Annotated in this window: 3 protein-coding genes and 1 pseudogene; 1 reads left to right on the forward strand and 3 read right to left on the reverse strand. The window is 64.6% G+C overall.

Going from position 1 to position 2642, the window contains the following annotated elements; all coding sequences use genetic code 11:
- Positions 1–138 precede the first annotated feature (138 nt).
- The 3 genes and pseudogenes from ACESMN_RS13620 to ACESMN_RS13630 all read right to left on the reverse strand — a co-directional run.
- Positions 139–396 carry a helix-turn-helix domain-containing protein gene (locus tag ACESMN_RS13620; protein ID WP_373054151.1) on the reverse strand — a complete coding sequence of 86 codons (258 nt, stop codon included), beginning with the start codon at positions 394–396 and terminating at the stop codon, positions 139–141.
- Positions 397–788: 392 nt separating this feature from the next.
- Complete coding sequence (locus ACESMN_RS13625; RefSeq protein WP_373054152.1) at positions 789–1289, reverse strand: DsrE family protein; 501 nt, start codon at positions 1287–1289, stop codon at positions 789–791.
- 73 nt (positions 1290–1362) lie between these two features.
- Positions 1363–1589 (reverse strand): annotated as a pseudogene (locus tag ACESMN_RS13630) (hypothetical protein); the annotation flags it as partial.
- A gap of 566 nt (positions 1590–2155) precedes the next feature.
- On the opposite strand from ACESMN_RS13630, the gene ACESMN_RS13635 reads away from it, so the two are divergent.
- Positions 2156–2635 (forward strand): hypothetical protein, encoded by a 480-nt coding sequence (locus ACESMN_RS13635; protein WP_373054153.1) that lies wholly within the window; start codon positions 2156–2158, stop codon positions 2633–2635.
- Positions 2636–2642 lie beyond the last annotated feature (7 nt).

A 2642-nucleotide genomic window follows, 5' to 3' on the forward strand; every position in this document is an offset into this window, starting at 1 on the left:
TTTGAAATAGGCCCACTATTCCTGCACTTGCCCGCCTTGCTCCGGCCCTTCTGGCTGTGCTCCATAGTCACCGAACTTTCCGCATGGCCCACTAGCGCCCTACAGGGTGTTGAAAACGGAAGCCATGGGGGTTCGGCGTCAACGCCAGGCGGCGCCGACCCGTTGGTCCCCCAACACCAGAAAGCCGCCCAGCGGCATCCACGCAGGGAGCAGGTGCTCGATCATTCGGGCTGCACGGGTTCCGCTGGAAAGGTGATGTGACGCATTCGCCATGGGCACGCCGACGGCGCGGGCAAGCTCATCCACGCTGTGCTCGCCCTGGGCCAGCGCCTCGAGGAGTTCTGGACGCACCGGGCTCGCGCGCGCTCCGCCGCGATGTCCGGGTCGCTTCGCCATTTGGCGGGTCCGCGCCTGCAACAGCCCGCCGCGCTACTGGAGTCCGGCCACCTCTTTATCCGGACCCTGGTCCTGCGGGTGCGGCAGCAGAACCAGTTTGTCGGGCACGTTGCTTGTAGGTTCGCGAGGACGCCTGGGCCGGCGAACTCGTCCCCCACCGGAAGTTCGACCCTCGCTACACGTTACCGCCTTCCCTCCCGGCTGTGGCTGCAGACGAAGCCGTCTCCCGGCGCATCTGCATCAGCGAGCATCTGTTCAAGCCGGTGGGCGTGGCGGACCTGAAGGCGGTTCTGTCTTCCTAGAGCGGGCATCCGTGCCTCGGCTGACGCCAGCCCACGGCAGAGACAGTGCGCGTCCCGGATGCCTGCTCCCGGTCCTTATCGGGATCGCCCTCAGTAGACCGGCACCAACGCGTAGCCCTGGTTCTGATAGCCCATCACGGCGATGAATCCGCTGCGAACAGGCTGGATTGGGTCCAGCACAGTGTCGTTGTCCACTCCGTAGGCCCGGGTCGCGGCCGAACAGACCTCCATCCTTACACCCAGTTCGTCCAGCCGGTCGATCGCCTTGGCGATTTCTTCCAGGGTATCGCCGTGATCAATGGCGACCTCCGGTTCCGGGTCGGTGGTGATGAACTTGACCGCCTCGGCGATGAAGACCATCCGCAGATCAGGCTCCACGCCTTCCTTGATCAGGTTCTCGTGGTTGGAGGCGATGCCGCGCAGGTAGGCAAGCATCACGTTGGGGTTGGACTTGCGCATGTCATAGACCGCCCGCATGGTCTCGATCCCCTCGGTCGCCTCGCGATTGTCGAGGCCCTCGGCGGTGGTCGTCGAGCCCAGCCCGAGCGGCAGCAAAAAGGCCAGCAGCAGGATCAGCATTCGGTTTCGCATGGGTCGTTCTCCTCTCTCGATGACCACGATCTGGGGGGGTGTTGCCGGACGCGGCATCGGCCGGAATGTCAGCTCAGTAGATCGGGATGACTGCGTAGCCCTTCGCATGGTCGCCGCTCAGCGAACCGAAGGGGCTGTGCTACGGCTCGATCCCCGGAAAAGCTCTTCGCAGTCGGCCCCGAGTAGCCGGGTGGCGGCGCCACAGGATTCCATCTGCACGCTCGTCGCGTTCAGCGCGGCGAGGTGCTGCTCGATCGCGTCCAGGCGTTCGAACTGGGTCAGCTCGAAGCGCTCGCGGGAGTGTAGGACGAATAGACACCATTTTCCTGTCGGGTCCAGGACCGAGTGCGTGGGAGACAAGGGGAGATGCCCCGCCAAAACCCGGACGGTCGAATCAAGAGCCGACGTTCCTCGCACACTCTTTGGTGATCTGATGCCGGCGGGCTCAGCGGCATTCGCCGATGCTTGGTACCTTGAAGGCGGGCAGGATCTGGCAGGGACGCTATCGTGCTGCCGTTGGCGACGGATCCGGGTGCCCGGACTTTGGCAGCGCGCCAGTGCGATCGTTGGGCATATGATCCGCATGTAACTGCCGGTTGCGCGTTTCGGGTGCGTGGGATCGAGGCACTCGCGCGATGGTGCCGCAGCGGACTGGCCCACTCTGTGGGCTAGCGCACGGACGGTGACCGTGACCTCGGGTACATTCGGTTCTGCTGCGAATCGGCAAGACGGTCTCCAGATGAGCAGTGGAGCAGCGGCAGTATCCCGCCAAGTGAGTAGCCAGTCGGGTACGCCCGGCCAGGGCCGAGCCTGGCGCGGGATTCGACTCAAATGAACAGGCAAGCAAGACCTCGAGGAGGTTGGTAATGAAAAGACATTTCAATTCCCGAATGATCGGTACCACGCTGGCCAGTGCCGCCGTGGCATCCGTGCTGGCGCTGGGCGTGGCCCAGGCCCAGGAGCGGCAGGGACCGGGCTATGGCCAGGGCCCGATGATGGGCCAGCAGGGACCCTACGGCTCCGGCATGGGGGCACATCGCGGTGGTGGGATGATGCAGCAGCCCCCCGGTTACGGCCAGATGCCGCAGTTCGATCCGGACAACCTGCCGGAGGACATGCCGGAAGAGATGCGCGAGCGCATCAAGGCCCAGCATGCGCAGCGCCAGGAACGCATGGAAGCGATGCAGGAGATGCGCGAAGCGCACCAGAAGGCCATGGAAGCCGGCCGTGCGGCATACGAGGAGGAGATGGAACGCCACCGCGAGCAGCGCTCGGAGATGAAGCAGGAGGGTGGTGAGTCCAAGGAAGAGGGTGGCGATACCGAGCGCCAATCTGGCGACAGTTGATGGTCAG

Origin of the sequence: Thioalkalivibrio sp. (genome assembly GCF_041690275.1) — a bacterium.
GTDB lineage: Bacteria > Pseudomonadota > Gammaproteobacteria > Ectothiorhodospirales > Ectothiorhodospiraceae > Thioalkalivibrio.

Coding starts and splice junctions, on each gene's coding strand:
- ACESMN_RS13635 (WP_373054153.1), top strand. CDS start 2,156: ATGAAAAGACATTTCAATTCCCGAATGATCGGTACCACGCTGGCCAGT.
- ACESMN_RS13625 (WP_373054152.1), bottom strand. CDS start 1,289: ATGCGAAACCGAATGCTGATCCTGCTGCTGGCCTTTTTGCTGCCGCTC.
- ACESMN_RS13620 (WP_373054151.1), bottom strand. CDS start 396: ATGGCGAAGCGACCCGGACATCGCGGCGGAGCGCGCGCGAGCCCGGTG.